The sequence below is a fragment of the Enterobacter cloacae complex sp. SYL003 genome (assembly GCF_049236925.1).
Lineage (GTDB): Bacteria > Pseudomonadota > Gammaproteobacteria > Enterobacterales > Enterobacteriaceae > Enterobacter > Enterobacter intestinihominis.
The window spans coordinates 1-24,571 of record NZ_JBMKJK010000002.1 but is presented as its reverse complement, the minus strand read 5'-3'; the positions used below and the strand labels follow the sequence as shown (position 1 = coordinate 24,571).

The 24,571-nt window shown below is 53.8% G+C and carries 25 protein-coding genes and 1 rRNA gene; 9 read left to right on the top strand and 17 right to left on the bottom strand.

The annotated features are described in order from the left end of the window. Nucleotides 1-7: 7 nt before the first annotated feature. Complete coding sequence (locus ACOT1A_RS02725; protein ID WP_023300734.1) at nucleotides 8-268, top strand: YfhL family 4Fe-4S dicluster ferredoxin; 261 nt, start codon at nucleotides 8-10, stop codon at nucleotides 266-268. Here the strand turns inward: ACOT1A_RS02725 and acpS are convergent. The 11 genes from acpS to rpoE form a co-directional block, all read right to left on the bottom strand. Next, nucleotides 265-645: a holo-ACP synthase gene (gene acpS, locus ACOT1A_RS02720; protein ID WP_015572144.1), complete on the bottom strand. Its 381-nt coding sequence runs from the start codon at nucleotides 643-645 to the stop codon at nucleotides 265-267. The genes ACOT1A_RS02725 and acpS overlap by 4 nt on opposite strands. Continuing rightward, a complete protein-coding gene (pdxJ, locus tag ACOT1A_RS02715; RefSeq protein ID WP_015572143.1) occupies nucleotides 645-1,376 on the bottom strand; it encodes a pyridoxine 5'-phosphate synthase in 732 nt (243 codons plus the stop codon). The genes acpS and pdxJ overlap by 1 nt, the downstream gene beginning before the upstream one ends. A 75-nt stretch (nucleotides 1,377-1,451) precedes the next feature. Next, the gene (gene recO / locus ACOT1A_RS02710) at nucleotides 1,452-2,159 is read right to left on the bottom strand and encodes a DNA repair protein RecO (RefSeq protein ID WP_015572142.1); all 708 of its coding nucleotides are present in this window, start codon (nucleotides 2,157-2,159) and stop codon (nucleotides 1,452-1,454) included. Nucleotides 2,160-2,176: 17 nt separating this feature from the next. Continuing rightward, a complete protein-coding gene (era, locus tag ACOT1A_RS02705) occupies nucleotides 2,177-3,082 on the bottom strand; it encodes a GTPase Era (protein WP_023300735.1) in 906 nt (301 codons plus the stop codon). Then, nucleotides 3,079-3,759, bottom strand: a complete 681-nt coding sequence (rnc, locus tag ACOT1A_RS02700) for a ribonuclease III (protein ID WP_003860711.1) — start codon at nucleotides 3,757-3,759, stop codon at nucleotides 3,079-3,081. Before rnc ends, era begins: the two co-directional genes overlap by 4 nt. Before the next feature lie 223 nt (nucleotides 3,760-3,982). Then, nucleotides 3,983-4,957 carry a signal peptidase I gene (gene lepB / locus ACOT1A_RS02695; RefSeq protein ID WP_023306724.1) on the bottom strand — a complete coding sequence of 325 codons (975 nt, stop codon included), beginning with the start codon at nucleotides 4,955-4,957 and terminating at the stop codon, nucleotides 3,983-3,985. 15 nt (nucleotides 4,958-4,972) lie between these two features. Then, nucleotides 4,973-6,778 (bottom strand): translation elongation factor 4, encoded by a 1,806-nt coding sequence (lepA, locus tag ACOT1A_RS02690; RefSeq protein ID WP_022649041.1) that lies wholly within the window; start codon nucleotides 6,776-6,778, stop codon nucleotides 4,973-4,975. A gap of 185 nt (nucleotides 6,779-6,963) precedes the next feature. Continuing rightward, nucleotides 6,964-7,440: a SoxR-reducing system protein RseC gene (gene rseC / locus ACOT1A_RS02685; protein WP_276170124.1), complete on the bottom strand. Its 477-nt coding sequence runs from the start codon at nucleotides 7,438-7,440 to the stop codon at nucleotides 6,964-6,966. Beyond that, nucleotides 7,437-8,390: a sigma-E factor regulatory protein RseB gene (rseB, locus tag ACOT1A_RS02680; protein WP_022649043.1), complete on the bottom strand. Its 954-nt coding sequence runs from the start codon at nucleotides 8,388-8,390 to the stop codon at nucleotides 7,437-7,439. Before rseB ends, rseC begins: the two co-directional genes overlap by 4 nt. Beyond that, nucleotides 8,390-9,040, bottom strand: a complete 651-nt coding sequence (gene rseA, locus ACOT1A_RS02675) for an anti-sigma-E factor RseA (RefSeq protein ID WP_022649044.1) — start codon at nucleotides 9,038-9,040, stop codon at nucleotides 8,390-8,392. Before rseA ends, rseB begins: the two co-directional genes overlap by 1 nt. 31 nt (nucleotides 9,041-9,071) lie before the next feature. After that, nucleotides 9,072-9,647, bottom strand: coding sequence for an RNA polymerase sigma factor RpoE (rpoE, locus tag ACOT1A_RS02670; protein ID WP_006176728.1), 576 nt, complete (start codon nucleotides 9,645-9,647; stop codon nucleotides 9,072-9,074). 425 nt (nucleotides 9,648-10,072) lie between these two features. Here rpoE and nadB point away from each other — a divergent pair, with 425 nt between their 5' ends. Then, the gene (gene nadB, locus ACOT1A_RS02665; protein ID WP_045308543.1) at nucleotides 10,073-11,692 is read left to right on the top strand and encodes an L-aspartate oxidase; all 1,620 of its coding nucleotides are present in this window, start codon (nucleotides 10,073-10,075) and stop codon (nucleotides 11,690-11,692) included. Here nadB and trmN read toward each other — a convergent pair. After that, nucleotides 11,677-12,414 (bottom strand): tRNA(1)(Val) (adenine(37)-N(6))-methyltransferase TrmN, encoded by a 738-nt coding sequence (trmN, locus tag ACOT1A_RS02660; protein WP_023306727.1) that lies wholly within the window; start codon nucleotides 12,412-12,414, stop codon nucleotides 11,677-11,679. The genes nadB and trmN overlap by 16 nt on opposite strands. A gap of 132 nt (nucleotides 12,415-12,546) precedes the next feature. On the opposite strand from trmN, the gene srmB reads away from it, so the two are divergent. Then, nucleotides 12,547-13,875 carry an ATP-dependent RNA helicase SrmB gene (srmB, locus tag ACOT1A_RS02655; protein ID WP_022649047.1) on the top strand — a complete coding sequence of 443 codons (1,329 nt, stop codon included), beginning with the start codon at nucleotides 12,547-12,549 and terminating at the stop codon, nucleotides 13,873-13,875. Between the two features lie 52 nt (nucleotides 13,876-13,927). Here the strand turns inward: srmB and grcA are convergent, their stop codons facing one another. Further along, entirely contained in the window at nucleotides 13,928-14,311 is a 384-nt protein-coding gene (grcA, locus tag ACOT1A_RS02650) for an autonomous glycyl radical cofactor GrcA (RefSeq protein WP_022649048.1), read from the bottom strand. Nucleotides 14,312-14,625: 314 nt separating this feature from the next. Between grcA and ung the strand changes: the two genes are divergently transcribed. Then, nucleotides 14,626-15,315, top strand: a complete 690-nt coding sequence (gene ung, locus ACOT1A_RS02645) for a uracil-DNA glycosylase (RefSeq protein ID WP_003860729.1) — start codon at nucleotides 14,626-14,628, stop codon at nucleotides 15,313-15,315. Between the two features lie 39 nt (nucleotides 15,316-15,354). Here ung and ACOT1A_RS02640 read toward each other — a convergent pair whose 3' ends face one another. After that, nucleotides 15,355-16,440 (bottom strand): tRNA/rRNA methyltransferase, encoded by a 1,086-nt coding sequence (locus tag ACOT1A_RS02640; RefSeq protein ID WP_023300740.1) that lies wholly within the window; start codon nucleotides 16,438-16,440, stop codon nucleotides 15,355-15,357. 204 nt (nucleotides 16,441-16,644) lie between these two features. Between ACOT1A_RS02640 and trxC the strand changes: the two genes are divergently transcribed. The 5 genes from trxC to ACOT1A_RS02615 all read left to right on the top strand — a co-directional run bounded on the left by trxC (nucleotide 16,645) and on the right by ACOT1A_RS02615 (nucleotide 22,367). Beyond that, nucleotides 16,645-17,064 carry a thioredoxin TrxC gene (gene trxC / locus ACOT1A_RS02635; protein WP_003860733.1) on the top strand — a complete coding sequence of 140 codons (420 nt, stop codon included), beginning with the start codon at nucleotides 16,645-16,647 and terminating at the stop codon, nucleotides 17,062-17,064. 70 nt (nucleotides 17,065-17,134) lie between these two features. After that, complete coding sequence (gene tapT, locus ACOT1A_RS02630) at nucleotides 17,135-17,833, top strand: tRNA-uridine aminocarboxypropyltransferase (RefSeq protein ID WP_155019547.1); 699 nt, start codon at nucleotides 17,135-17,137, stop codon at nucleotides 17,831-17,833. 35 nt (nucleotides 17,834-17,868) lie between these two features. Next, on the top strand, nucleotides 17,869-20,532 hold the full coding sequence (locus tag ACOT1A_RS02625) for a bifunctional acetate--CoA ligase family protein/GNAT family N-acetyltransferase (protein ID WP_048966850.1): 2,664 nt from the start codon (nucleotides 17,869-17,871) through the stop codon (nucleotides 20,530-20,532). A 109-nt stretch (nucleotides 20,533-20,641) separates the two neighbouring features. After that, complete coding sequence (pssA, locus tag ACOT1A_RS02620) at nucleotides 20,642-21,997, top strand: CDP-diacylglycerol--serine O-phosphatidyltransferase (RefSeq protein ID WP_023306731.1); 1,356 nt, start codon at nucleotides 20,642-20,644, stop codon at nucleotides 21,995-21,997. A 46-nt stretch (nucleotides 21,998-22,043) separates the two neighbouring features. After that, nucleotides 22,044-22,367 (top strand): YfiM family lipoprotein, encoded by a 324-nt coding sequence (locus tag ACOT1A_RS02615; protein WP_022649053.1) that lies wholly within the window; start codon nucleotides 22,044-22,046, stop codon nucleotides 22,365-22,367. On the opposite strand, the gene ACOT1A_RS02610 is transcribed toward ACOT1A_RS02615, so the two are convergent. The 3 genes from ACOT1A_RS02610 to rrf all read right to left on the bottom strand — a co-directional run bounded on the left by ACOT1A_RS02610 (nucleotide 22,364) and on the right by rrf (nucleotide 24,520). Next, nucleotides 22,364-23,671 (bottom strand): MFS family transporter, encoded by a 1,308-nt coding sequence (locus tag ACOT1A_RS02610; protein WP_048966852.1) that lies wholly within the window; start codon nucleotides 23,669-23,671, stop codon nucleotides 22,364-22,366. The genes ACOT1A_RS02615 and ACOT1A_RS02610 overlap by 4 nt on opposite strands. A 151-nt stretch (nucleotides 23,672-23,822) precedes the next feature. Further along, nucleotides 23,823-24,275: a DUF4385 domain-containing protein gene (locus ACOT1A_RS02605; protein WP_048966853.1), complete on the bottom strand. Its 453-nt coding sequence runs from the start codon at nucleotides 24,273-24,275 to the stop codon at nucleotides 23,823-23,825. Between the two features lie 129 nt (nucleotides 24,276-24,404). Continuing rightward, nucleotides 24,405-24,520: ribosomal RNA gene (rrf, locus tag ACOT1A_RS02600) — 5S ribosomal RNA — on the bottom strand. Nucleotides 24,521-24,571 lie beyond the last annotated feature (51 nt).

Below are 24,571 nucleotides of genomic sequence, written 5' to 3'. Positions count from 1 at the left end.
TTTCCTGATGGCGCTGTTAATCACCAAAAAATGCATCAACTGCGATATGTGCGAACCCGAATGCCCGAACCAGGCGATTTCGATGGGCGACAGCATTTATGAGATTAACAGCGACCGCTGCACCGAATGCATCGGCCACTATGAAACGCCGACCTGCCAGAAGGTGTGTCCAATTCCCAATACGATCTTAAAAGATCCGGCACACGTCGAGAACGAAGAACAGTTGTGGGATAAGTTTGTCCTGATGCACCATGCGGACAAAATTTAACTCTCAATAATCACCGTCGCACAGGCATAGTGGCGTTCATCTGCAAGCGTTACGTGCATGTGCGCCACGCCCAGCTTTTCCGCCAGCTTAAGCGCCTCGCCCCATAAACGCAGACGTGGCTTACCCAGCTCATCGTTAAACACTTCAAACTGGTTAAACGCCAGGCCGTTACGAATGCCCGTGCCGAACGCTTTCGCCGCCGCCTCTTTTACCGCGAAGCGCTTTGCCAGAAAGCGCACCGGCTGTTGATGCGCCTCCCAGATAGCCCATTCGTTATCGCTCAGCACGCGTCTTGCGAGGCGATCGCCGCTGCGGGCGATCACCGCTTCAATGCGGGCTATTTCGACGATGTCGGTGCCTAAGCCCAGAATAGCCATTACTGACGCGCTTCCAGCATCAGGCGCTTCATCTCGGACACCGCCTCTTTCAGGCCACTCATCACCGCACGACCAATAATGGCGTGGCCAATGTTCAGCTCATGCATTTCCGGCAGGGCAGCAATGGCTTTTACGTTGTGATAGGTCAGGCCGTGACCGGCGTTCACCTTCAGTCCCAGGCTCGCGGCGTAGGTTGCCGCTTTGGCGATTCGCTCCAGCTCTTTCGCCTGCGCTGCGTCGTTTTCGGCATCGGCATAGCAGCCGGTGTGAATTTCAATATACGGCGCACCCACGTCGGCAGCGGCTTTAATCTGGGTGAAATCAGCGTCGATAAATAAAGATACCAGGATACCGGCATCCGCCAGGCGTTTGCAGGCATCGCGCATTTTGTCGAGCTGCCCGGCCACATCGAGACCGCCTTCGGTGGTCACTTCCTGACGCTTTTCCGGCACCAGGCAGCAGAAATGCGGTTTGGTCTCGCAGGCAATCGCCAGCATCTCTTCTGTCACCGCCATCTCGAGGTTCATGCGGGTATCCAGCGTCTGACGCAAGATGCGCACGTCGCGGTCAGTGATGTGGCGACGATCTTCACGCAGGTGGACGGTAATGCCGTCGGCGCCAGCCTGCTCAGCGATAAATGCCGCCTGAACCGGATCGGGATACGCGGTACCGCGTGCATTACGTAACGTGGCGATGTGATCGATATTGACGCCTAACAGTAATTCAGCCATGACAATCCTCGGTATTTTTGGTCATTTACCTTCTCCCTCTCCCTCCGGGAGAGGGCTGGGGTGAGGGGTAAAACATTAGCGTTTCGGCATAAACTGCCTGAATAATTCGCGGCTCTTTAAAGGTTTGCCCCCAAGATACGGCTTGAGCGCGATTCGGGTAAAGCGTTTTGCCGCACGCAGGGTGTCGGCGTCCGGGAACTCGCGTTCATACAGTGCTCTGAGCTGGCGCCCGGTAAAAGTGCTGTTATCGACGACGACACTGGCAATAAAGCCCTTTTCCTCACGATAGCGGTAGGTCATGGTGTCTTCTACCTCGTCTCCGCTTCCCGCACAGTGCAGAAAATCAACGCCGTAACCAAGGTGCCCGAGCAGCGCCAGTTCGAAACGACGCAGCACAGGCTCAGGGGTGCCGGTTGCGCCAGCAAGTGCCTGAATACAGTGCAGGTAATCAAAGAAAAGTTCAGAGAAGCGGGTCTCATGTTCAAGAACCCGTGAAATGAGTTCGTTGACATACAAACCGCTGTAGAGCGTGATACCAGAAAGAGGAAGCGCCAGGGAGACGGCTTCAGCACTGCGCAGGGTTTTGACTTCCCCTCGCCCGCCAAAGCGGACCAGCAGCGGGGTGAAAGGCTGCAAGGCACCTTTCAGATTAGAACGTCTGGAACGTGCGCCTTTGGCAACAAGGCGCACGCGACCGGACTCTTCCGTGAAGACGTCCAGCATCAGGCTGGTTTCGCTCCAGGGACGACTATGCAGGACAAAGGCGCGCTGCCATCCATCCATATGCTCGTCGTCTTAGGTTACTGATCTTCGCCGTAACCGAGGCTGCGCAGCGCACGCTCATCATCGGCCCAGCCAGATTTCACTTTCACCCACAGTTCCAGGTGAACCGGTGCTTCAAACATGTCCATCATGTCTTTACGGGCTTCGATTCCGATAGTTTTGATCTTGGCACCTTTATTGCCGATCACCATCTTCTTCTGACCTTCACGCTCAACGAGGATCAGACCGTTAATATCGTAGCCGCCACGCTCGTTGCTCTGGAAACGCTCGATCTCCACCGTCACAGAGTACGGCAGTTCAGCGCCCAGGAAACGCATCAGCTTCTCACGGATGATTTCAGACGCCATAAAACGCTGAGAGCGATCGGTGATGTAGTCTTCCGGGAAGTGATGAGCCGCTTCCGGCAGATGTTTACGCACGATGCCCGCGATGGTATCGACGTTCAGACCCGTTTCCGCAGACAGCGGGACGATGTCCAGGAAGTTCATCTGGCTGCCCAGCCATTGCAGATGCGGCAGCAGATCGGCTTTTTCCTGCACGTTGTCCACTTTATTGACCGCGAGGATCACCGGCGTTTTGCCGTCACGCAGCTTGTTCAGGACCATTTCGTCGTCCGGCGTCCAGCGGGTGCCTTCCACAACGAAAATCACCAGCTCTACGTCGCCAATGGAGCTGCTCGCCGCCTTGTTCATCAGACGGTTGATGGCACGCTTCTCTTCCATGTGCAGGCCCGGGGTATCGACGTAGATCGCCTGATACGCGCCTTCAGTATGGATACCAACGATGCGGTGACGCGTGGTCTGCGCCTTACGCGAGGTAATGGAAATCTTCTGTCCAAGCAGATTATTCAACAGGGTGGATTTGCCAACGTTCGGACGTCCGACGATGGCAATAAATCCGCAATACGTTTTTTCTTCGCTCATTCCAGCTCCAGCATTTTTAACGCCTGTTCGGCGGCAGCCTGTTCAGCCTTACGACGGCTTGAACCCGTGCCGACCACCGGTTCACTCAGGCCACTGACCTGGCAATGGATGGTAAATTCCTGATCGTGCGCTTCGCCACGTACCTGCACCACCAGATAGGATGGCAGCGGGAGGTGACGACCCTGCAAATATTCTTGCAGACGCGTTTTCGGATCTTTTTGTTTATCGCCCGGGCTGATTTCGTCCAGACGGGTCTGATACCAGTTCAGGATCAGCTTTTCTACGGTCTGGATATCGCTGTCCAGGAACACGCCACCGATTAATGCCTCGACCGTATCGGCAAGAATGGATTCACGACGGAACCCACCACTTTTCAGCTCACCCGGCCCCAGACGCAGACACTCACCCAGCTCGAACTCGCGTGCGATTTCAGCGAGGGTGTTGCCGCGCACCAGCGTGGCGCGCATGCGGCTCATATCACCTTCGTCCACACGCGGAAAACGATGATAAAGCGCATTTGCAATCACGAAACTTAAAATAGAGTCGCCCAAAAACTCGAGACGCTCATTATGTTTGCTGCTGGCACTGCGATGGGTTAATGCCTGTTGCAACAACTCCTGATGATGAAAAGTGTAGCCCAGCTTCCGTTGAAGCCGATTAATTACGATGGGGTTCATGCGATACCAATAAATGAATGCGTCAAAAATGCAGCACACGAAACCGACCTGAGAAAACCAACGCGGTTTCGTGTGCCGTGGCACCCTTGCAGGGCCAACCTTAAACTTCGGGGGAATATTCTATACGCAACGACAGGGGATGTCGTTAGTTCAAAGAGATTTATCGCTGAAATAATTCACGTAGCGGCGAATAAAAGCCGCTACGTGTTATTTTTGACGAAAATTAATGAATTCCGCCAATACGATTCAGGCGAACGCCGGTCGGCCACTCGCCTTCCTGCTTCTCGAAACTCATCCAGATAGCGGTTGCTTTACCGACCAGATTCGCTTCCGGCACAAAGCCCCAGTAACGGCTGTCCGCAGAGTTATCGCGGTTGTCACCCATCATGAAGTAGTGTCCCGGCGGCACAATCCAGGTCGCCAGCTGCTGGCCTGGCTGCTGGTAGTACATTGCCAGCTGGTCCTGTGCGATTGGCACGGTCAGAATGCGGTGAGTGACATCGCCCAGCGTCTCTTTGCGTTCAACCAGACGAATACCGTTCTCTTTGGTTTCACCTTTTGGCACCTGGAAGAATCCGCTGGTCGCTTCACCGCCATTACGGCGGGCGAAGGTCTGCACAAAATCACCTGGCTCAACGTTGGAGTAAGTGACTGGCAGCGCATTTTCACATGCAGTTCCAGAGCTACAGCCTGGCTGAATCCTCACTTCCTTCGCTATCGGATCGTAGGTTACTTTATCGCCCGGCAGACCTACCGCGCGTTTAATATAATCCAGCCGTGGATCTTCCGGATATTTAAACACCACAATGTCGCCACGTTTCGGATGACCCGTTTCGATCAGCGTTTTCTGGTAGATCGGATCTTTGATGCCATAGGCAAACTTCTCAACCAGAATGAAATCACCGATCAGCAGCGTTGGCATCATCGATCCTGACGGGATCTGGAACGGTTCATAGATAAATGAACGCACCACCAGCACAATCGCCAGCACCGGGAAGACCGATGCCCCTGTTTCCAGCCAGCCCGGTTTTGGGCCGACTTTTTTCAGGGTTTTCGCGTCCAGCGTATCGCCCGCGGCAGCCTGCGCGGCAGCCTGACGTTCACGGCGTTTTGGGGCGAAGATAAACTTATCCAGGCACCATAACAGACCTGTTACCAGGGTAGCGATGACCAGGATCAGGGCAAACATGTTCGCCATGCCAACTCCTTAAGGTTATTTACCGTTTCCGTCTTTACCAACATGAAGGATGGCAAGGAATGCTTCCTGCGGCAGCTCAACGTTACCGACCTGCTTCATACGCTTCTTACCTTCTTTCTGCTTCTGCAACAGCTTTTTCTTACGGCTGACGTCGCCGCCGTAGCACTTAGCCAGAACGTTTTTACGCAGCTGCTTCACGGTTGAACGGGCAATGATGTGGTTACCAATGGCCGCCTGAATCGCAATGTCAAACTGCTGACGCGGGATCAGCTCTTTCATCTTCTCAACCAGCTCACGACCACGGTACGGTGCGTTATCGTTGTGGGTGATCAGCGCCAGGGCATCAACACGCTCGCCGTTGATCAGCACGTCTACGCGAACCATGTTGGAGGCCTGGAAGCGTTTGAAGTTGTAGTCCAGTGACGCATAGCCACGGGAGGTAGACTTCAGACGGTCGAAGAAGTCGAGCACCACTTCCGCCATCGGAATTTCATAGGTCAGCGCCACCTGGTTACCGTGGTACACCATGTTGGTCTGCACGCCACGCTTCTCAATACACAGGGTGATCACGTTACCGAGGAACTCCTGCGGCAGCAGCATGTGACACTCTGCGATAGGCTCGCGCAGTTCCTGAATATTATTCAGCGGCGGGAGCTTGGAAGGGCTGTCGACGTAGATGACCTCTTTCGACGTGGTTTCTACTTCGTAGACAACCGTCGGGGCGGTGGTGATCAGATCCAGATCGTATTCACGCTCCAGACGTTCCTGAATGATCTCCATGTGCAGCAGACCGAGGAAGCCACAGCGGAAGCCGAAGCCCAGCGCCGTTGAGCTTTCTGGCTCATAGAACAGGGAAGCATCATTGAGGCTCAGCTTTCCGAGCGCATCGCGGAAGTTTTCGTAATCGTCAGAGCTGACCGGGAACAGACCCGCATAAACCTGCGGTTTCACCTTTTTGAAGCCTGGCAGCGCTTTATCTGCCGGGTTACGTGCGCCGGTCAGGGTATCGCCCACTGGCGCGCCGAGGATGTCTTTAATTGCACAGACCAGCCAACCCACTTCGCCGCATTTCAGTTCGGTACGGTCAACCTGTTTTGGCGTGAAGATGCCCAGACGGTCAGCGTTGTAGACCTGCCCGGTGCTCATGACCTTGATTTTGTCGCCTTTACGCATGGTGCCGTTTTTAATACGCACCAGCGAGACAACGCCCAGGTAGTTATCAAACCAGGAGTCGATGATCAGCGCCTGGAGCGGCGCATCCGGGTCACCTTCCGGCGGCGGAATGTCACGCACCAGACGTTCCAGTACATCCGGAACACCTACGCCGGTTTTTGCCGAGCAGCGCACTGCATCGGTCGCATCGATACCGACGATGTCTTCAATTTCTTCCGCTACGCGCTCAGGATCGGCGGCTGGCAGGTCGATTTTATTCAGAACCGGCACCACTTCGAGATCCATTTCCATGGCGGTATAGCAGTTTGCCAGCGTCTGGGCCTCTACGCCCTGCCCGGCATCCACCACCAGCAGCGCGCCTTCGCAGGCCGCCAGCGAGCGTGACACTTCATAAGAGAAGTCAACGTGCCCAGGGGTGTCGATAAAGTTCAGCTGGTAGGTTTCACCATCGGAAGCCTTATAGTCGAGCGTCACGCTCTGGGCTTTAATGGTAATACCGCGTTCGCGTTCCAGGTCCATGGAGTCCAGAACCTGGGCTGCCATTTCACGATCAGACAGGCCACCGCAAATCTGGATAATACGGTCAGACAGCGTCGACTTACCGTGGTCAATGTGAGCAATGATCGAAAAGTTACGTATGTTCTTCATATAGTTAAATAATTATGCCTTACGAATTCCTGGAGGCCGCTGTTCTTAGCCTGACGTTTTTCAGTGCGAAAACGCAGCATTCTACACTACAACCTCGTCTGCTGGAAATGCACTTAGAGTCAGGTATAGCGCGAAGAGACGGCGTTTACTTTATTGCGATGTAAATAATAATAAAGCCCGGCAGATCACCGGGCCTCAGAAGAGAGCGTCTCAACACGAAGTTGGTCGGGTGCCAGTGCAACGCTGAGAATGACGGGCTGCCAGGCTTCCCGGGCGGTAAGCCTTGGGGAAACGCCTTTAGCAAGCCAGAAACCGCCCACACCGCCCAAGGCGGCACCGCACATGGCGGCCAAATCTGTACCGAACAGCATCTGGAAAACCCCGCCCATCACGAAAAGTCCGGCGAGCGGAGAAAGGTAAACCAGTATGGCGGAAGTGAGCAGGTTGCCTTCAGCGATGCCGAGCTCCACTTTTTGCCCTGCCACCAGCGGCTGATCGCTCGACACAGCAATAGTGTGCGACGTTTGCGGCCCCAGCTTATTCAATACGCGGCTGCCGCAACCGGCTCGCGAAGCGCAGCTGCTGCATGATGCTTTAACGTCACAGCTGACAAGCGCTACGCCATCCTGCCAGGATACGACCGTCGCCCACTCTTTAATCATTGCGCAGCCCTGAATTTAATGCTGTCTGAAATACGTTTTGCTGTTGGCGGCGGTAATTCACCAACAATGGTAATTTCCGCATTATCGCGTACCGTCGTGCTAACCGTCCGGCGACCGGTACGGAGCATCTGTTCGGAACTGTTCGCCGTAGCGCGATTGATATTCACCGAGAAGCTAAATAGCCCATCGGAATAGAGGCGCGACTCAACCGGTGTTTCGATAGTCGGCAGCTGGCGACGGCTGCTGGATACTTCGCTGAATCCTTGCGGGATCCAGGAAGGTACCCAGTTGAAATTGACAGAATCGCCGGCAGGTACGGAAAGCAAAGGCGGTAGGCTGGCTTTGGCCAGATTCTGCATACTGTTGCCAACCTGACCGTTCACGTCGAAGGAGATCACGCGGAACTGCTCCAGCGTTTCACCGTCGCGATCGAGCAGATCAACGCGCATCGGCAGCTTCGTCTCTGCGTCAATCCAGACGATATAGCTGTAACGTGTCCCATCCCGCGCGACTACGCGGATCACTTCGCACAACCTGTCGGCAATACGCGTTCGCCCCACTGAGATAAAATCATAGTAGGGGGCGAGACGTTTAAAATCGGTGTAAATGAGCGATGGCAAGGAATCAACGATGTAGTCACCATTGAGCGTAAACGGCTCAAGGCCTGGCTCGAAATAGCTGATTTCGTTCCCACGCTGGACCACTTCCCGACGCGGGCCATCCATCTGTAAAAGCTGGGCGAGCGGCTGATTATCAAGGCGGGCGTGGCGATAGCGTAACGATTCGACACCCTGCTTATTGATGCTAATAAATGCCAACTCGTAATTGAGTGACTGGCTGGCCAGATTCATTTGCTGCAACAACGCCCCGGATGAAACATCAGCCGAGGCGTTAGCAGAGAAGAACAGGCTACCCGCCATCAAAGACATGGCGAACCAAAGTTGCTTCATTACTGCGATTGCGTTCCTAAAGTTTGGTTTCCTGGCACCTGCACAGCAGCCTGCTGGGTTTGGGCCTGCTCAAACTGAAGCTGCTCGGAGTGCAGACGACGCTGCAACTCGTAATCCTGCAACATCGCATTAATGCGACGACGCTGCTCCTGTACCTGCTGTTGCTGTCCGCCGCTTGCGGAGGCATCTGCCGGTACGCCCAGGCTAACCGGACTGGCTTTACCCATCATCGGCAGCGTATTGAACACTGGCGCTTCAGGCTGCTGACTGGCTTCAGACTGGGTATTATAGTGCTGGACCCCAACGATAACTGCAAGCGATACACACGCAGCGACTCCCATCTGGGTGAGCTGGCTGGCCCATGGACGCACCTTGTGCCAGAACGGCATTTTCTGCCATTGGTGAGGTGCAGGCTGCGCTTCAGGAATAAGCGGCGTGGTCTGATGAACAGGTTCGTTCTCAATGGCCGCCATAACGCGTGCTGAGATATCGAAATGGAGAACATCGCTGGTATCACCCCGCAGAGTGTCGCGGATAAGATGATAGTTCTCCCAGGTCTGTTGCATTTCGGGAGAATGAGACAACTCATCGAGCAGCTCACTATCCAGCATTTCACCATCCATTAAAGCGGAAAGTTTTTCTTTCTGCATGCCTAATACCTTTTCCAGTATCCCGCTATCGTCAACGCCTGATAAGCGGTTGAACTTTATTATCAATGGCTTCTCGCGCACGGAAAATTCGTGAACGAACCGTGCCGACCGGACAATCCATGATGGCGGCTATCTCTTCATAGCTTAGGCCATCCAGCTCCCGTAACGTAATTGCCATGCGTAAATCTTCCGGGAGCGACTCGATCGTGCGAAAAACGATTTGTCTCAGTTCTTCTGACAACATTAAGTTCTCAGGGTTCGAAATTTCTTTCAGCGCGCCGCCACTTTCGAAGTTTTCTGCATCGATAGCGTCAACATCACTTGAAGGCGGACGACGCCCCTGAGCAACCAAATAATTCTTAGCCGTATTGACTGCAATACGATACAGCCAGGTATAAAAAGCACTATCCCCCCGGAATGAATCCAGCGCGCGATAGGCCTTAATAAAAGACTCTTGTACCACATCAGGAACATCGCCTGACGGTACATAGCGGGAAACCAGACTCGCTACCTTATGCTGGTAGCGCACCACCAGTAGGTTAAAAGCTTTCTGATCTCCCTTCTGGACCCGTTCAACCAGGACCTGGTCCGTTAACTGCTCGCTCATCCGAGGTAATGTCTCCCCAAACCAAATTCCACGCGTTATCGAAACGCCACTCTAACAACATTGCACTTTGAGCAAGCACCGAATTAGAGCGTCTGTTCTTCAATAAGTTCCGTAACGCCTTTGTTTTTGTTCATCGCGCCGCAGACCGTTCATTTTCTCTCATTATAAGTCTGTTCACGATACGCACCCGCTTTCTGACAAGAATCATTAACTTTATCGTCAGAAGAGTAACGCAACACAGGCTTTATTTCACCACAAAATCTGAAGCTAACGATCTGCTTCGCAAAATAATTCCAGTCATTTAGCGATGATTTAACTTCCGGCCATCCGTTTAGTCATTGCAACACGCTTCAAAAAAAACGTGCGATAACTCGCATCACAATGCTATTCTGCCCAGACCATGTTTAGTAAATTAAACAAACATCATGAATACAACGCCTGAACTCCATTGTGATGTACTGATTATCGGCAGCGGTGCTGCTGGCCTCTCCCTCGCGCTGCGCCTGGCGGAACATCAGAACGTAATCGTGCTGAGTAAAGGGCCGATGAGCGAAGGTTCCACCTTCTATGCACAAGGCGGTATTGCCGCCGTGTTTGATGAAACGGACAGCATTGCCTCACACGTAGAAGACACTCTGATTGCCGGTGCCGGGATCGTGGATGAGCATGCCGCAGAGTTTGTCGCCAGCAATGCCCGCCACTGCGTGCAATGGCTTATCGACCAGGGCGTGCTGTTTGATACGCAGGTTCAGCCTAATGGTGAAGAGAGCTATCATCTGACCCGTGAAGGCGGGCACAGCCATCGCCGTATTCTGCACGCTGCTGATGCAACAGGAAAAGCGGTTGAAACCACGCTGGTCAGCAAAGCCCTCAGCCATCCCAATATTCGGGTGCTGGAGCGCAGTAACGCCGTCGACCTGATTATTTCCGATAAAATTGGCCTGCCCGGCACGCGCCGTATTGTCGGCGCATGGGTGTGGAATCGGAATAAAGAGAAGGTGGAAACCTGCCAGGCTAAAGCCGTTGTGCTGGCGACCGGCGGCGCCTCCAAGGTTTACCAGTACACGACTAACCCGGATATCGCCTCCGGAGACGGTATCGCCATGGCCTGGCGCGCAGGCTGCCGCGTAGCGAATATGGAGTTTAATCAGTTCCATCCTACCGCCCTGTTCCACCCGCAGGCACGTAACTTCCTGTTAACTGAAGCGTTGCGCGGCGAAGGCGCGTATCTCAAGCGACCGGACGGTTCCAGGTTTATGCCGGACTTCGACCCCCGAGGTGAACTTGCCCCGCGGGATATCGTGGCCCGCGCCATTGACCACGAGATGAAGCGGCTTGGCGTGGACTGTATGTATCTGGACATTAGCCATAAACCGGCAGACTTTATTCGCCAGCACTTCCCGATGATTTATGAAAAGCTGCTGAGTCTGGGTATCGATTTAACCCGCGATCCGGTGCCGATTGTGCCTGCCGCCCACTATACCTGTGGCGGGGTGATGGTTGACGATCATGGTCGTACCGACGTGGATGGTTTGTATGCGATCGGCGAGGTCAGTTACACCGGCCTGCATGGTGCGAATCGCATGGCATCAAACTCATTGCTGGAGTGTCTTGTGTATGGGTGGTCGGCTGCGGAAGATATAACCAAACGCATGCCCTATGCACGTCCAACAACGCACCTGCCAGCATGGGATGAAAGTCGGGTAGAGAACCCGGACGAACTGGTGGTTATCCAGCATAACTGGCACGAGCTGCGGCTTCTCATGTGGGATTATGTCGGGATTGTACGCACAACGAAGCGTCTGGAACGCGCGTTACGCCGCATCATGATGTTGCAGCAGGAAATTGATGAATATTACGCCAACTTCCGCGTTTCCAATAATCTGCTGGAGCTGCGCAACCTTGTGCAGGTTGCCGAGCTGATTGTACGCTGTGCGATGATGCGCAAAGAGAGTCGTGGCCTGCATTATACGCTGGACTATCCCGACCCGCTGGAAACGTCCGGCCCGTCGGTGTTGACGCCGCAGGTTCACATAAACAGATAAAAGGCCTGGGTCAGGGCAGTGTAATCTTCGGAATAACGCTGGTCTGGCCCGCGAATAACCATCCTGTCGGTAAAGCACTCCCCCTCTTTCGGCGAGAGCGCCAGCAACACACGGTGCGGTAAGCGACCTTCCGTATCCGAAATATCGGTACGAAGACGCAAACTCCAGCCGATATCCCGAGCGATCTCAATGAAGGTGTTACCCGTGCTTTCGGGCAAGACCACGCAGAAAAATCCCTCTTCCGAGATGAGTTCCGCCGCGCTGGTCAGTAGCGCCTTGTGATCGAGCGAGCCGGTGTAACGTGCCTGCTCGCGTTCCGGCGTTCCACACTCCACACCTGGCGTGAAATACGGCGGATTGCTGACGATCAAATCGTAACGCGCAGTCTGCTCCGGTGCCCAGGTCAGGACATCGGCGCATTCCACCCTGATCCGTTCTGCCCACGGAGAATCGGCAGCGTTTTCGCTTGCCTGCTGGGCCGCCTGAGGATCAAGCTCAACGGCGTCGATAGTGACGTGTTCTTCTGTACGCTGCGCCAGCATCAGCGCCTGAAGTCCGCTGCCCGTACCAATATCCAGAATGCGTTTTACACCTGCGACAGGGGCCCATGCACCCAGTAAAATACCGTCTGTACCGACTTTCATTGCGCAACGATCGTGCGCCACAAAAAATTGTTTAAACGTAAAACCATCGCGGCGCAACTGCGCTTTGAGTTGAGACATGTCAGGGCAACCTTCTGTGTGAAACTGGAGTAGCATAGGGGAAAGCGAAGTGGTCGAAAAGCGATATCCATACAAACAGATGAAGATTACAGCCGTAACGTCTATAATCAGCGCCCCACACAGAGGTAGAACATGACTGTAACGACTTTTTCCGAACTTGAACTCGATGAAAGCCTGCTCAATGCTCTTGAGAGTAAAGGCTTTACACGCCCGACCGCCATTCAGGCCGCGGCCATTCCGCCTGCGCTTGAGGGCCGCGATGTGCTCGGTTCTGCGCCAACCGGCACGGGGAAGACAGCAGCCTACTTGCTGCCTGTGTTGCAGCATTTGCTCGATTTTCCGCGTAAAAAATCAGGGCCGCCGCGCATTTTGATCCTGACCCCGACCCGTGAACTGGCGATGCAGGTTGCCGAACACGCGCGTGAGCTGGCGGCGAACACCCATCTGGATATCGCGACCATCACCGGCGGCGTAGCGTATATGAACCACGCCGAAGTGTTCAGCGAAAACCAGGATATCGTTGTCGCGACGACAGGCCGTCTGCTGCAATACATAAAAGAAGAGAACTTCGACTGCCGGGCGGTGGAAACGCTGATTCTCGATGAAGCTGACCGCATGCTGGACATGGGCTTTGCCCAGGATATCGAACACATCGCGGGTGAAACGCGCTGGCGTAACCAGACAATGCTGTTCTCGGCAACCCTTGAAGGGGATGCCATTAAAGATTTCGCCGAACGTCTGCTGGAAGATCCGGTGGAAGTGTCCGCTACGCCATCGACGCGTGAGCGTAAGAAGATCCACCAGTGGTACTACCGCGCAGATAACCTTGAGCATAAAGTTGAGTTGCTGAAACATCTGCTGAAGCAGGAAGAAGCAACCCGTACCATCGTCTTCGTACGTAAACGCGAGCGCGTGCATGAGCTGGCAGAAATGCTCCGCAACGCTGGCATCAACAACTGCTATCTCGAAGGTGAAATGGCACAGGTTAAGCGTACCGAAGGGATTAAGCGCCTGACCGATGGTCGCGTGAATGTGCTGGTTGCAACCGACGTTGCCGCGCGCGGGATCGACATCCCGGACGTGAGCCATGTGATCAACTTTGATATGCCTCGCAGCGGTGATACTTACCTGCACCGTATTGGTCGTACCGGCCGTGCGGGCCGCAAAGGGATTGCTATTTCTCTGGTAGAAGCGCACGACCATCTGCTGCTCCAAAAAATTGGCCGCTACGTTGATGAGCCGCTAAAAGCTCGTGTGATTGACGAACTTCGTCCGACGACACGTGCGCCGAGTGAAAAAATGACGGGTAAACCGTCCAAGAAAGCGCTCGCGAAACGTGCTGAGAGAAAAGAGAAAGAAAAAGAGAAGCCGCGCGTGAAGCAGCGCCACCGCGATACCAAAAATATTGGTAAGCGCCGTAAGCCAAGTTCTGCTGCGCCAGAGACAAAAACTGAAGAGTAAAAAAAAGCCGGGACATTCCCGGCTTTTTTATTCCACCCCCGAAGCTGAAACCTTACAGGCTTTCAGTAAAGGTACGGGCGATAACGTCGCGCTGCTGTTCCGGAGTCAGAGAGTTGAAACGCACCGCATAGCCAGACACACGGATGGTCAGCTGCGGGTATTTTTCTGGGTTCTCAACAGCATCCATCAGCGTTTCACGACGCAGGACGTTAACGTTCAGGTGCTGACCACCTTCCACGCGCACTTCTGGTTGCACTTGCATTGGAATTTCACGGTATTCAATTTCGCCCAGTTTGCTCACCGGAACGATTTCGTCTTCCGCAAAACCTGCTTTCGCTACTACACAGCGCGCTTCGTTTTTCTCGCTGTCCAGCAGCCAGAAAGAGTTCAGCAGATCGTCATTTGCAGCTTTAGTAATCTGGATACCTGTAATCATGTGTTGCCTCCCTTAGGCTACATTAACTGATGCTGGCCTTTTGCGGCCAATTGGTAAAACCATTGTTTGTTGTGTGTATATATAACATTCAGACCCGGGTGATTTATTGATTTAAATCAACAAAATCACTAACCACATAAAGAGTGTGGTCTGAATTTTTTGTTTTAGATCAATTTTAATGATTTACCAATTCAACTTACCCTGCCTGGTTTTCAACATAAATTGAGACACTTAGCCGCTTTTCCGCGGGTAATTTTGCTCACCAGCCATTAGCAGGTAAGCTAGGCAAAGAATGAAATTCGCAGGAGAGCGAGATGACAACACCTTTAACCTGGCATGACGTGCTGGCAGAAGAGAAGCAGCAGCCCTATTTTATTAATACCCTCAGTACCGTTGCGGCTGAACGGCAGGCCGGCCAGACAATTTATCCACCGCAGAAAGATGTATTTAACGCCTTTCGCTACACCGAACTGAGCGACGTGAAGGTGGTTATACTGGGGCAGGATCCGTACCATGGTCCCGGGCAGGCTCACGGACTGGCATTTTCCGTGCGTCCGGGCGTGGCCATTCCCCCTTCTCTGCTGAATATGTATAAAGAGCTGGAAGGAACGATTCCGGGTTTCACCCGCCCTAATCACGGTTATCTGGAAAGCTGGGCGCGCCAGGGCGTGCTGTTGCTGAATACCGTATTAACCGTCCGGGCGGGTCAGGCACACTCCCACGCCAGTCTGGGATGGGAAACCTTTACCGATAAGGTTATCAGCCTAATCAATGAGCATCGTGAAGGCGTCGTGTTTTTACTCTGGGGTTCACATGCCCAAAAGAAAGGGGCGATTATCGATCGTCAGCGCCATCACGTACTGAAAGCACCGCACCCGTCGCCGCTGTCTGCGCATCGCGGTTTCTTTGGCAGTAACCATTTTGTTCTGACGAATGAGTGGCTGGAAAAGCGTGGCGAAAAGCCGATTGACTGGATGCCTGTGTTACCGGCAGAGAGTGAGTAGGGTTTGAATGTGCCGGGTCAGGCCCGGCACATAAAAGGCTTATGCTTTGTTCTGACGCCACCATTCGGCCAGCAGCACGCCGGTCGCAACGGATACGTTCAGGCTTTCAACGTTGCCAGTGCCGTCGATAGAAACGCTCATGTCAGCGCTGGAGAGTGCCGCATCAGACAGACCATCGCGCTCCTGACCTAACACCAGCACCATTTTGCGCGGCAACGTCGCTTTAAACAGCGGCGTAGCGGCACGGCTTGAGGTGGTGACAATGGTGTAGCCCGCGTTACGGAATTGCTCAAGGGCCTCCAGCACGCTGTCGCCGGTGATCGGCTGAACATGCTCAGCACCGCCTTCCGCGGTACGGATTGCCGCACCGGATTCCAGCAGCGCGGCATCCTGCAACAGAACGCCTTTCACGCCAAAGTGCGCGCAGCTACGCATCATAGCGCCCAGGTTATGCGGGTTACCCACATCTTCCAGCGCCAGCACACAGTCATCGGCATCCGCCTGGCTGACCCACTGCTGCACGGTGGTGCCGTTACGTTTTTTGATCAGGAAGCAGACGCCGCCGTGGTGTTCAGTCCCGGACGCTTTTGTCAGCTCGGCATCGTCAACCACGTGGTAGGCTTTACGGTTCGCCGCCATCCAGCGCAGCGCTTCTTTAAAGCGCGGGGTCACGCTCTGGATAAACCATGCGCGAACGATACACTCCGGGCGGCTCTGGAACAGGGCCTGACAGGCGTTCTCGCCATATACACGGGTTTCTTCCGCACGCTGACGACGCAGCACTTCCGGATCGATAAAGCTTTTTCCGCTGATACCGCCGTGATCGGCTTTTTCGGTCGCCTCTTCACCGGGCGCGCGCGAAACGGTACGCCATGGCGATCCACCGTCGCGGACAAAATCATCGCGTTTGCGATCGTCACGCTTACGGTCATCACGTTTGCGGTCATCGCCGCGGTTATTTCTGTCATCGCGGGCGGGGCGACGGCCACCGTCTGCACGAGAAGACGCCGGACGCCCGCCACCTTTTCCGGTACGCGGATTTTGGGTGCGTTTATCAGAGTCATCATCACTGCGGACATACATCACTTTGACCTTGCCGCTTTTGTTTTTCATTTCGTCGTTCATGCTTTTCTCCACCAGCGCTGCGCGAAGCGCGCAGATTACCCGATGTGCAAGCTCATAGCCATAATTTCGTACAAAAGCCTGTGACTATTGTTCCCATTGAATAAAACGCGTTGTCGATTTATACAGGCTCACTGATAATATGTAACATATCAGAAACATTATCGGCGTTCTGCCGTTGTTCCACGGCTCTATCAGAGGTTAGTTATGAATACCGTATGTGCCAACTGTCAGGCTTTAAACCGCATTCCAGACGATCGGATGGATGACGGTGCGAAATGCGGGCGTTGTGGCCACGAATTATTTGATGGCGATGTCATTAACGCGACGGGTGCTACGCTGGACAAACTCCTCAAGGACGATCTGCCGGTTGTGGTCGATTTCTGGGCACCGTGGTGCGGCCCCTGCCGTAACTTTGCGCCCATCTTCGAAGACGTGGCTGAAGAGCGCAGCGGGAAAATGCGTTTTGTTAAAGTGAATACCGAAGCGGAACGTGAACTCAGCGCCCGTTTTCGCATTCGCAGCATTCCAACAATTATGATTTTCAAAAATGGGGAAGTGATCGACATGCTCAATGGTGCAGTACCGAAGGCGCCTTTCGACAGCTGGTTAAACGAATCCCTGTAACATTCACGGGGCACATCTTGTGCCCCGTTCTCTCCTCTGCGAAAATGGGTTTTTTCCTGCCTTTTCGCCCATGACTGATAACGCTGTACTTCAATTACGCGCCGAGCGCCTTGCGCGCGCAACCCGCCCTTTTCTGGCCCGAGGCAATCGTATTCGCCGCTGCCAGCGCTGCCTTTTACCGCTGAAAGTGTGTCTGTGCGAAACGCTTACACCGAGCGAGGCGAAAAGCCGCTTTTGTCTGGTCATGTTCGATACCGAACCGATGAAGCCCAGCAACACGGGGCGTTTGATCGCCGATATTCTGCCCAATACCGCAGCGTTTCAGTGGTCGCGCACTGAGCCACCTCAGGCTCTGCTTGACCTGGTGGCAAACCCGGACTATCAGCCCATGGTCGTTTTCCCGGCATCATATGCAGGCGAACAACGCCAGGTGCTTACGGCGCCACCATCCGGTAAGCCGCCGCTGTTTATTATGCTCGACGGCACCTGGACCGAAGCAAGAAAGATGTTTCGCAAAAGCCCTTATCTTGATGTGCTGCCGGTGATTTCCGTCGATCTGTCGCGCGTTTCGGCCTATCGCTTACGAGAAGCGCATGCCGAGGGTCAATATTGCACCGCTGAAGTCGCCATTGCGCTACTGGATCTGGCGGGCGATACCCAGGCGGCCAGCGCATTAAGCTCCCACTTCTCCTGCTTCCGCGAACGTTATCTGGCAGGAAAAACCGTTCATAAGGGTAGCGTCACAGCAACAGAGACAGAAAGCGTTTAAAATCATCAGGTCGCTTGCATTCACAGGAGGCCTGCATGAGCCAGAGAGGGTTAGAAGCGCTACTCCGTCCGAAATCCATTGCCGTTATTGGCGCCTCGATGAAACCGGACCGCGCAGGGTATCTGATGATGCGTAACCTGCTGGCTGGCGGGTTTAACGGCCCGGTCATGCCCGTTACGCCCGCTTATAAAGCGGTACAGGGGGTGCTGGCGTGGCCGGACGTGCAAAGTTTACCGTTTGTTCCCGACCTCGCCGTGCTCTGTACGCATGCGAAACGAAACCTCGAATTGCTTGAGTCGCTCGGTCAGAAAGGCTGTAAAACCTGCATTATTCTTTCCTCGCCTCCTGAACAGCAGCCCGAACTGCTGGCCTGCGCCAGCCGCTACCAGATGCGCATTCTTGGTCCAAATAGCCTCGGTCTGCTTGCGCCCTGGCAAGGGCTGAATGCCAGTTTTTCCCCGGTTCCGATCCGTAAAGGCAAACTGGCCTTTATTTCACAGTCGGCAGCGGTATCCAATACCATCCTCGACTGGGCGCAGCAGCGTGAGATGGGCTTTTCCTATTTCATCGCCCTCGGCGACAGCCTGGACATTGACGTCGATGAGCTGCTGGATTTCCTGGCGCGTGACAGCAAAACCAGCGCTATCCTGCTCTACCTTGAACACCTGAGTGACGCCCGTCGTTTTGTGTCGGCGTCGCGTAGCGCATCGCGTAATAAACCGATTCTGGTCATCAAAAGCGGGCGCAGCCCCGCGGCTCAGCGCCTGCTGCAATCCCATTCCGGGATGGATCCCGCATGGGATGCAGCGATCCAGCGCGCCGGTTTACTGCGGGTACAGGATACGCACGAGCTTTTTTCCGCCGTCGAAACGTTGAGCCACATGCGTCCCCTGCGCGGTGAAAAGCTGATGATTGTCAGCAACGGAGCCGCTCCCGCCGCCCTGGCGCTGGACGAGCTCTGGCTACGCAACGGCAAGCTGGCCACGCTGGGTGAAGAGACGCTACAGCGCCTGCGGGACGCGTTACCGGGAAGCGTTGTTCCCGATAATCCCCTCGATTTGCGCGATGATGCCAGCAGCGATCGTTACATTAAGGCGATCACGATTTTGCTGGATAGCCAGGACTTTGATGCGCTGATGATTATCCATTCGCCCAGCGCGGTTGCGCCAGGCAGCGAAAGTGCACGAACGCTGATTGAGGCTGTCCGAAACCATCCGCGCGGCAAATACGTCACCCTGCTGACCAACTGGTGCGGCGAGTTCTCCTCGCAGGAAGCGCGACGTCTGTTTAGTGAAGCCGGGTTGCCAACCTACCGTACGCCAGAGGGCACCATAACCGCGTTTATGCATATGGTTGAGTACCGCCGCAACCAGAAGCAGCTGCGTGAAACGCCTGCCCTACCGGGCAACCTCACAGCAAATTCGGTGGACGTACACAGTTTATTGCAACAGGCCATCGAAGAGGGCGCCACTTCGCTTGATACGCATGAAGTGCAACCCATTCTTGGCAGCTATGGGATGCAAACACTGCCGACCTGGATTGCCGGTGACAGCGCTGAGGCGGTACATATCGCTGAGCAGATTGGCTATCCGGTCGCGCTGAAGCTGCGCTCCCCCGATATTCCGCACAAATCGGATGTTCAGGGCGTCATGCTGTATCTGCGCACCGCGACAGAAGTACAACAGGCCGCGGATGCCATTATCGATCGCGTTAAAATGACGTGGCCACAGGCCCGGATCCACGGCCTGCTGGTGCAGAGCATGGCTAACCGAGCAGGTGCGCAGGAGCTGCGCGTGGTCGTCGAACACGATCCGGTTTTTGGTCCACTTATTATGCTGGGTGAAGGCGGCGTTGAATGGCGGCCAGAAGAACAAGCGGCTGTCGCGCTTCCACCTCTAAACATGAACCTGGCGCGTTATTTGGTTATTCAGGCCATCAAAAGTAAAAAAATCCGCGGCAGAAGCGCTCTGAGGCCGCTTGATATCGCCGGGTTAAGCCAGTTTCTGGTGAAGGTCTCCAACCTCATTGTTGACTGTGCTGAGATCCAGCGCCTGGACATCCACCCGCTCCTCGCTTCCGGAAATGAATTCACTGCCCTCGACGTGACGCTGGAAATTGCGCCATTTGTCGGTGACCGGGAAAGCCGTCTCGCCATTCGTCCTTATCCTCTCCATCTGGAAGAGTGGGTGGAGATGAAAAATGGAGAGCGGGCACTGTTTCGCCCTATCCTGCCGGAAGACGAGCCGCTGCTGCGAGCGTTCATCTCGCAGGTGACGAAAGAAGATTTGTACTATCGCTATTTCAGCGAAATTAATGAATTTACCCACGACGATTTAGCCAATATGACCCAGATCGACTACGATCGAGAAATGGCGATTGTGGCGGTCCGCCGTTCCGCAGAGGGAGAAGAGATCCTCGGCGTGACGCGTGCCATTTCCGACCCGGATAACGTGGATGCGGAGTTTGCCGTACTGGTGCGTTCCGATCTTAAAGGTTTGGGTTTGGGCAGACGGCTGCTCGAAAAACTCATTGGTTATACGCGCGATCACGGATTGTCACGGCTCAATGGCATTACTATGCCAAATAATCGGGGTATGGTGACCCTGGCGCGGAAGCTCGGTTTTGACGTTGATATCCAGCTGGATGAAGGCATTGTCTCTTTGTCCCTCAGCCTGACTTCGACGGATAAACAAGAGTAAGCTGCTGGAAATGTTACCCACTTTTCCCGGCACTGGGGTATCATTGTCCGCTTATGTTGTTTGCCTGGTACAGACAACCCTTCAATGAACAGAGAAGAAACGCACTGTGATGTTGTCAAAATTTAAGCGTAATAAACATCAACAACACCTTGCTCAACTACCGAAGATTTCTCAGTCAGTTGATGATGTAGAGTTCTTTTATGCTCCCGCTCATTTCCGGGAGACGCTTCTTGAAAAGATTGCCAGCGCTACGCGACGTATTTGCATTGTGGCGCTCTATCTTGAACAAGATGAAGGTGGGCGTGCGATCCTGAACGCGCTCTATGAAGCGAAACGTCAGCGTCCGGAACTGGATGTTCGCGTGCTGGTTGACTGGCACCGTGCTCAGCGTGGCCGTATTGGTGCGGCTGCCTCGAATACCAATGCTGACTGGTATTGCCGCATGGCCCAGGAAAATCCGGGTATTGATATCCCGGTATATGGCGTACCGGTGAATACCCGTGAAGCGCTTGGCGTTCTTCATTTTAAAGGATTTATCATTGATGACAGCGTCCTTTATAGCGGCGCCAGTCTGAATGATGTGTATCTCCATCAGCTCGATAAATACCGTTACGATCGCTACCATCTTATCCGTAATCCGCAGATGACCGACATCATGTTCAACTGGGTTGATAAAAACCTGGTTCATGGCCGGGGTGTGCACCGTCTTGACGATCCTCATCGCCCGAAAAGCCCGGAAATCAAAAACGACGTTCGCTCCTTCCGCCAGGAGCTGCGCGATGCGGTTTATCGTTTCCAGGGTGATGCCAATAATGAAGAACTGTCCGTTACGCCTCTGGTAGGCCTGGGTAAATCCAGCCTCCTGAACAAGACTATCTTCCATTTGATGCCGTGCGCGGAGCATAAGCTCACCATCTGCACCCCGTACTTCAACCTTCCCGCCGTTCTGGTGCGTAATATCATTCAGTTGCTGCGTGATGGTAAAAAGGTGGAAATCATTGTCGGGGATAAAACGGCAAACGACTTTTTCATTCCGGAAGATCAGCCTTTCAAGATCATCGGCGCACTGCCTTATCTCTATGAGATTAACCTGCGCCGCTTTCTGAGCCGTTTACAGTACTATGTGAACACGGACCAGCTCGTCGTGCGCCTCTGGAAAGATGAAGATAACAGTTATCATCTCAAAGGAATGTGGGTTGATGACGAGTGGATGCTGCTGACCGGTAATAACCTGAACCCACGCGCCTGGCGTCTGGATTTGGAAAACGCCATTCTTATTCACGATCCTCAGCATGCGTTAGCCGCGAAACGCGATCGTGAGCTGGAGCTTATACGCACGCATACCACAGTGGTTCGTCATTATCGCGATCTGCAAAGCATCGCTGATTACCCGGTGAAAGTTCGCAAGCTGATTCGCCGTCTACGTCGGATCCGTATCGATCGCCTCATCAGCCGCATTCTGTAATACACGAGCCCTGTCATCGACGGGGCTTTTTTTATGGAGCCTGTTAATGCGTACGCCTTGCCTGATAATCCCTCTTTTGCTGACAGGTTGCAGCCATATGGCTAATGATAACTGGTCGGGTCAGGATAAAGCTCAGCACTTTCTGGCGTCTGCAATGATGTCCGCTGCGGGTAATGAGTATGCGCTGCACCAGGGATATAGCCGGGATCGAAGTGCCACAATAGGCCTGATGTTCTCCATCAGCCTGGGGGCATCAAAAGAACTTTGGGATAGCCGCCCCTCGGGAAGTGGCTGGAGCTGGAAAGATTTTGCCTGGGACGTAGCCGGGGCAACAACCGGCTACGCCGTCTGGCAGATGGCGCATTATTAAAGGCGGATACCTTTTCCTTTGCGATGCAGCATCAGCGAGACAATAAACGCCAGCGCCCCCATAACGGTGACATACCAGAAGAAGGTCGTTTCACTGCCCCATGACTTAAGGGATAACGCGACATACTCTGCCGAACCGCCGAACAGGGCGTTTGCAACCGCATAAGAGAGGCCTACGCCCAGCGCCCTCACCTGTGCGGGAAACATTTCCGCTTTCAAAATGCCGCTGATTGCCGTGTAAAAACTGATAATAATGAGCGCCACCATGATTAAAGCGAAAGCGGCATACGGAGAGGTTGTATGCTGTAGCGCCGTCAAAAGCGGAACGGTACCCAGGGTGAGCATGCCGCCAAAGATCAGCATGGAGGTACGGCGACCAATTTTGTCCGACAGCGCGCCGACAATTGGCTGGATGAGCATAAAGACCAGTAACGCCACCGTCATGACGACACTCGCAACGTTTGCATGCATGCCCGTAGTGTTGACCAGATATTTTTGCATATAGGTGGTGAAGGTATAGAAGCTTAGCGAGCCTGCGGCGGTAAAGCCTAATACCATCAAAAATGCTTTGCGGTTACGCCACAGCCCTTTCATCGAACCAGCTTCTTTAAGCGCCCTGACCTCCTGTTGTGAGGTTTCATCAAGCTGACGGCGTAGCCACAGCGCCACAACCGCCAGGGCTGCCCCCAGGGCAAACGGAATGCGCCAGCCCCAGGCGCGTAAATCTTCATCGCTAAGGATTTGTTGAAGGATCACCACAACCAGTAACGCCAGTAGCTGTCCGCCAATGAGGGTTACATACTGGAATGATGCGTAGAAACCTTTGCGACCTTCAACCGCCACTTCGCTCATGTATGTCGCACTGGTGCCATATTCGCCACCGACGGATAGCCCCTGGAACAGACGTGCCAGCAACAACAACGCCGGTGCCCATGTTCCGATAGTCTCATAACCGGGCAGGCAGGCAATCACCAGCGAGCCGACGCACATCATGCATACAGAGATGAGCATGGATGTCTTGCGCCCTTTCCTGTCCGCGATCCTGCCGAATAGCCATCCACCGATAGGGCGCATCAGGAACCCGGCGGCAAAAACGCCTGCGGTTTGCAAAAGCTGAGTTGTGGTGTTCCCTGACGGGAAAAAGATATGCGCAAAGTAGAGTGAACAAAATGAATAGACGTAAAAGTCAAACCACTCTACAAGGTTTCCTGATGAGGCCCCAACGATTGCCCAAACCCGACGGCGAGTATCCTTACCTGCCAAATTGGTGTTATCCGTATCTGCACTGGCTACGGTTTCTGTCATTTTAATATCCCCTGTCTCACATTGCGGGCCTTTGCCCACAAACAGTAAAACCGGATTTAAAACGAATCGTTAGGTAAATAAAATGTTTCCAATATGTTTCATTGCGTTTTGTGAACTCGATCAGCTATCTAATTATTAGCGGACGCAGTAATTATCCCCAGGACTGCTGGTGGGCCTTTTTTCGCTGCAAGTAATCTTCGTCTGCACGAATTTTATCCCACCACTTTTTGAAGACTGCGGCTGCTTCTGCTTTCACTGGATCGTGATCGAAGGGTTTGACTTGTCGTTCCGCATCATACTTTTTACCGCCCTTATGATTCGCGTATCGCCGGGCGCGGGTATAGCCCATTTGTATGAATTTACGCGCCATATCCATACCTACAAAATCGTTTTTACTGCGGTACTCTTCAAAGAGAGCGTATATCTCTTGTGCCGAACGCGCTGCGACTTCAGAATTTTTAAAACGCCAGTGTGGAAGGATTTCGCTTTTATAAGGCTCGACCATCAATACGCCCTGCTCACCCCGGCCAACCTGATACCGTTCGGGATGTTCGCGAAAATTTATATTTGCAAAATCTTGTTGGTAATCAAAAGGACGAGTCAAAGCGGCACCATTGTTAAAATCGTTTTAACAATTGTAGGCCGGATAAGGGGAAGCCGCCATCCGGCATGTTTTTCCGTGCACAAAGCAAAAAACCCCGCACCTTCCGGTACGGGGTTCTTTCTGATTGATGCCTGGCAGTTCCCTACTCTCACATGGGGAGACCCCACACTACCATCGGCGCTACGGCGTTTCACTTCTGAGTTCGGCATGGAATCAGGTGGGACCACCGCGCTAAAGCCGCCAGGCAAATTCTGTTAATCTGTATCAGGCTGAAAATCGTGTCTGTCTCTCTTCGC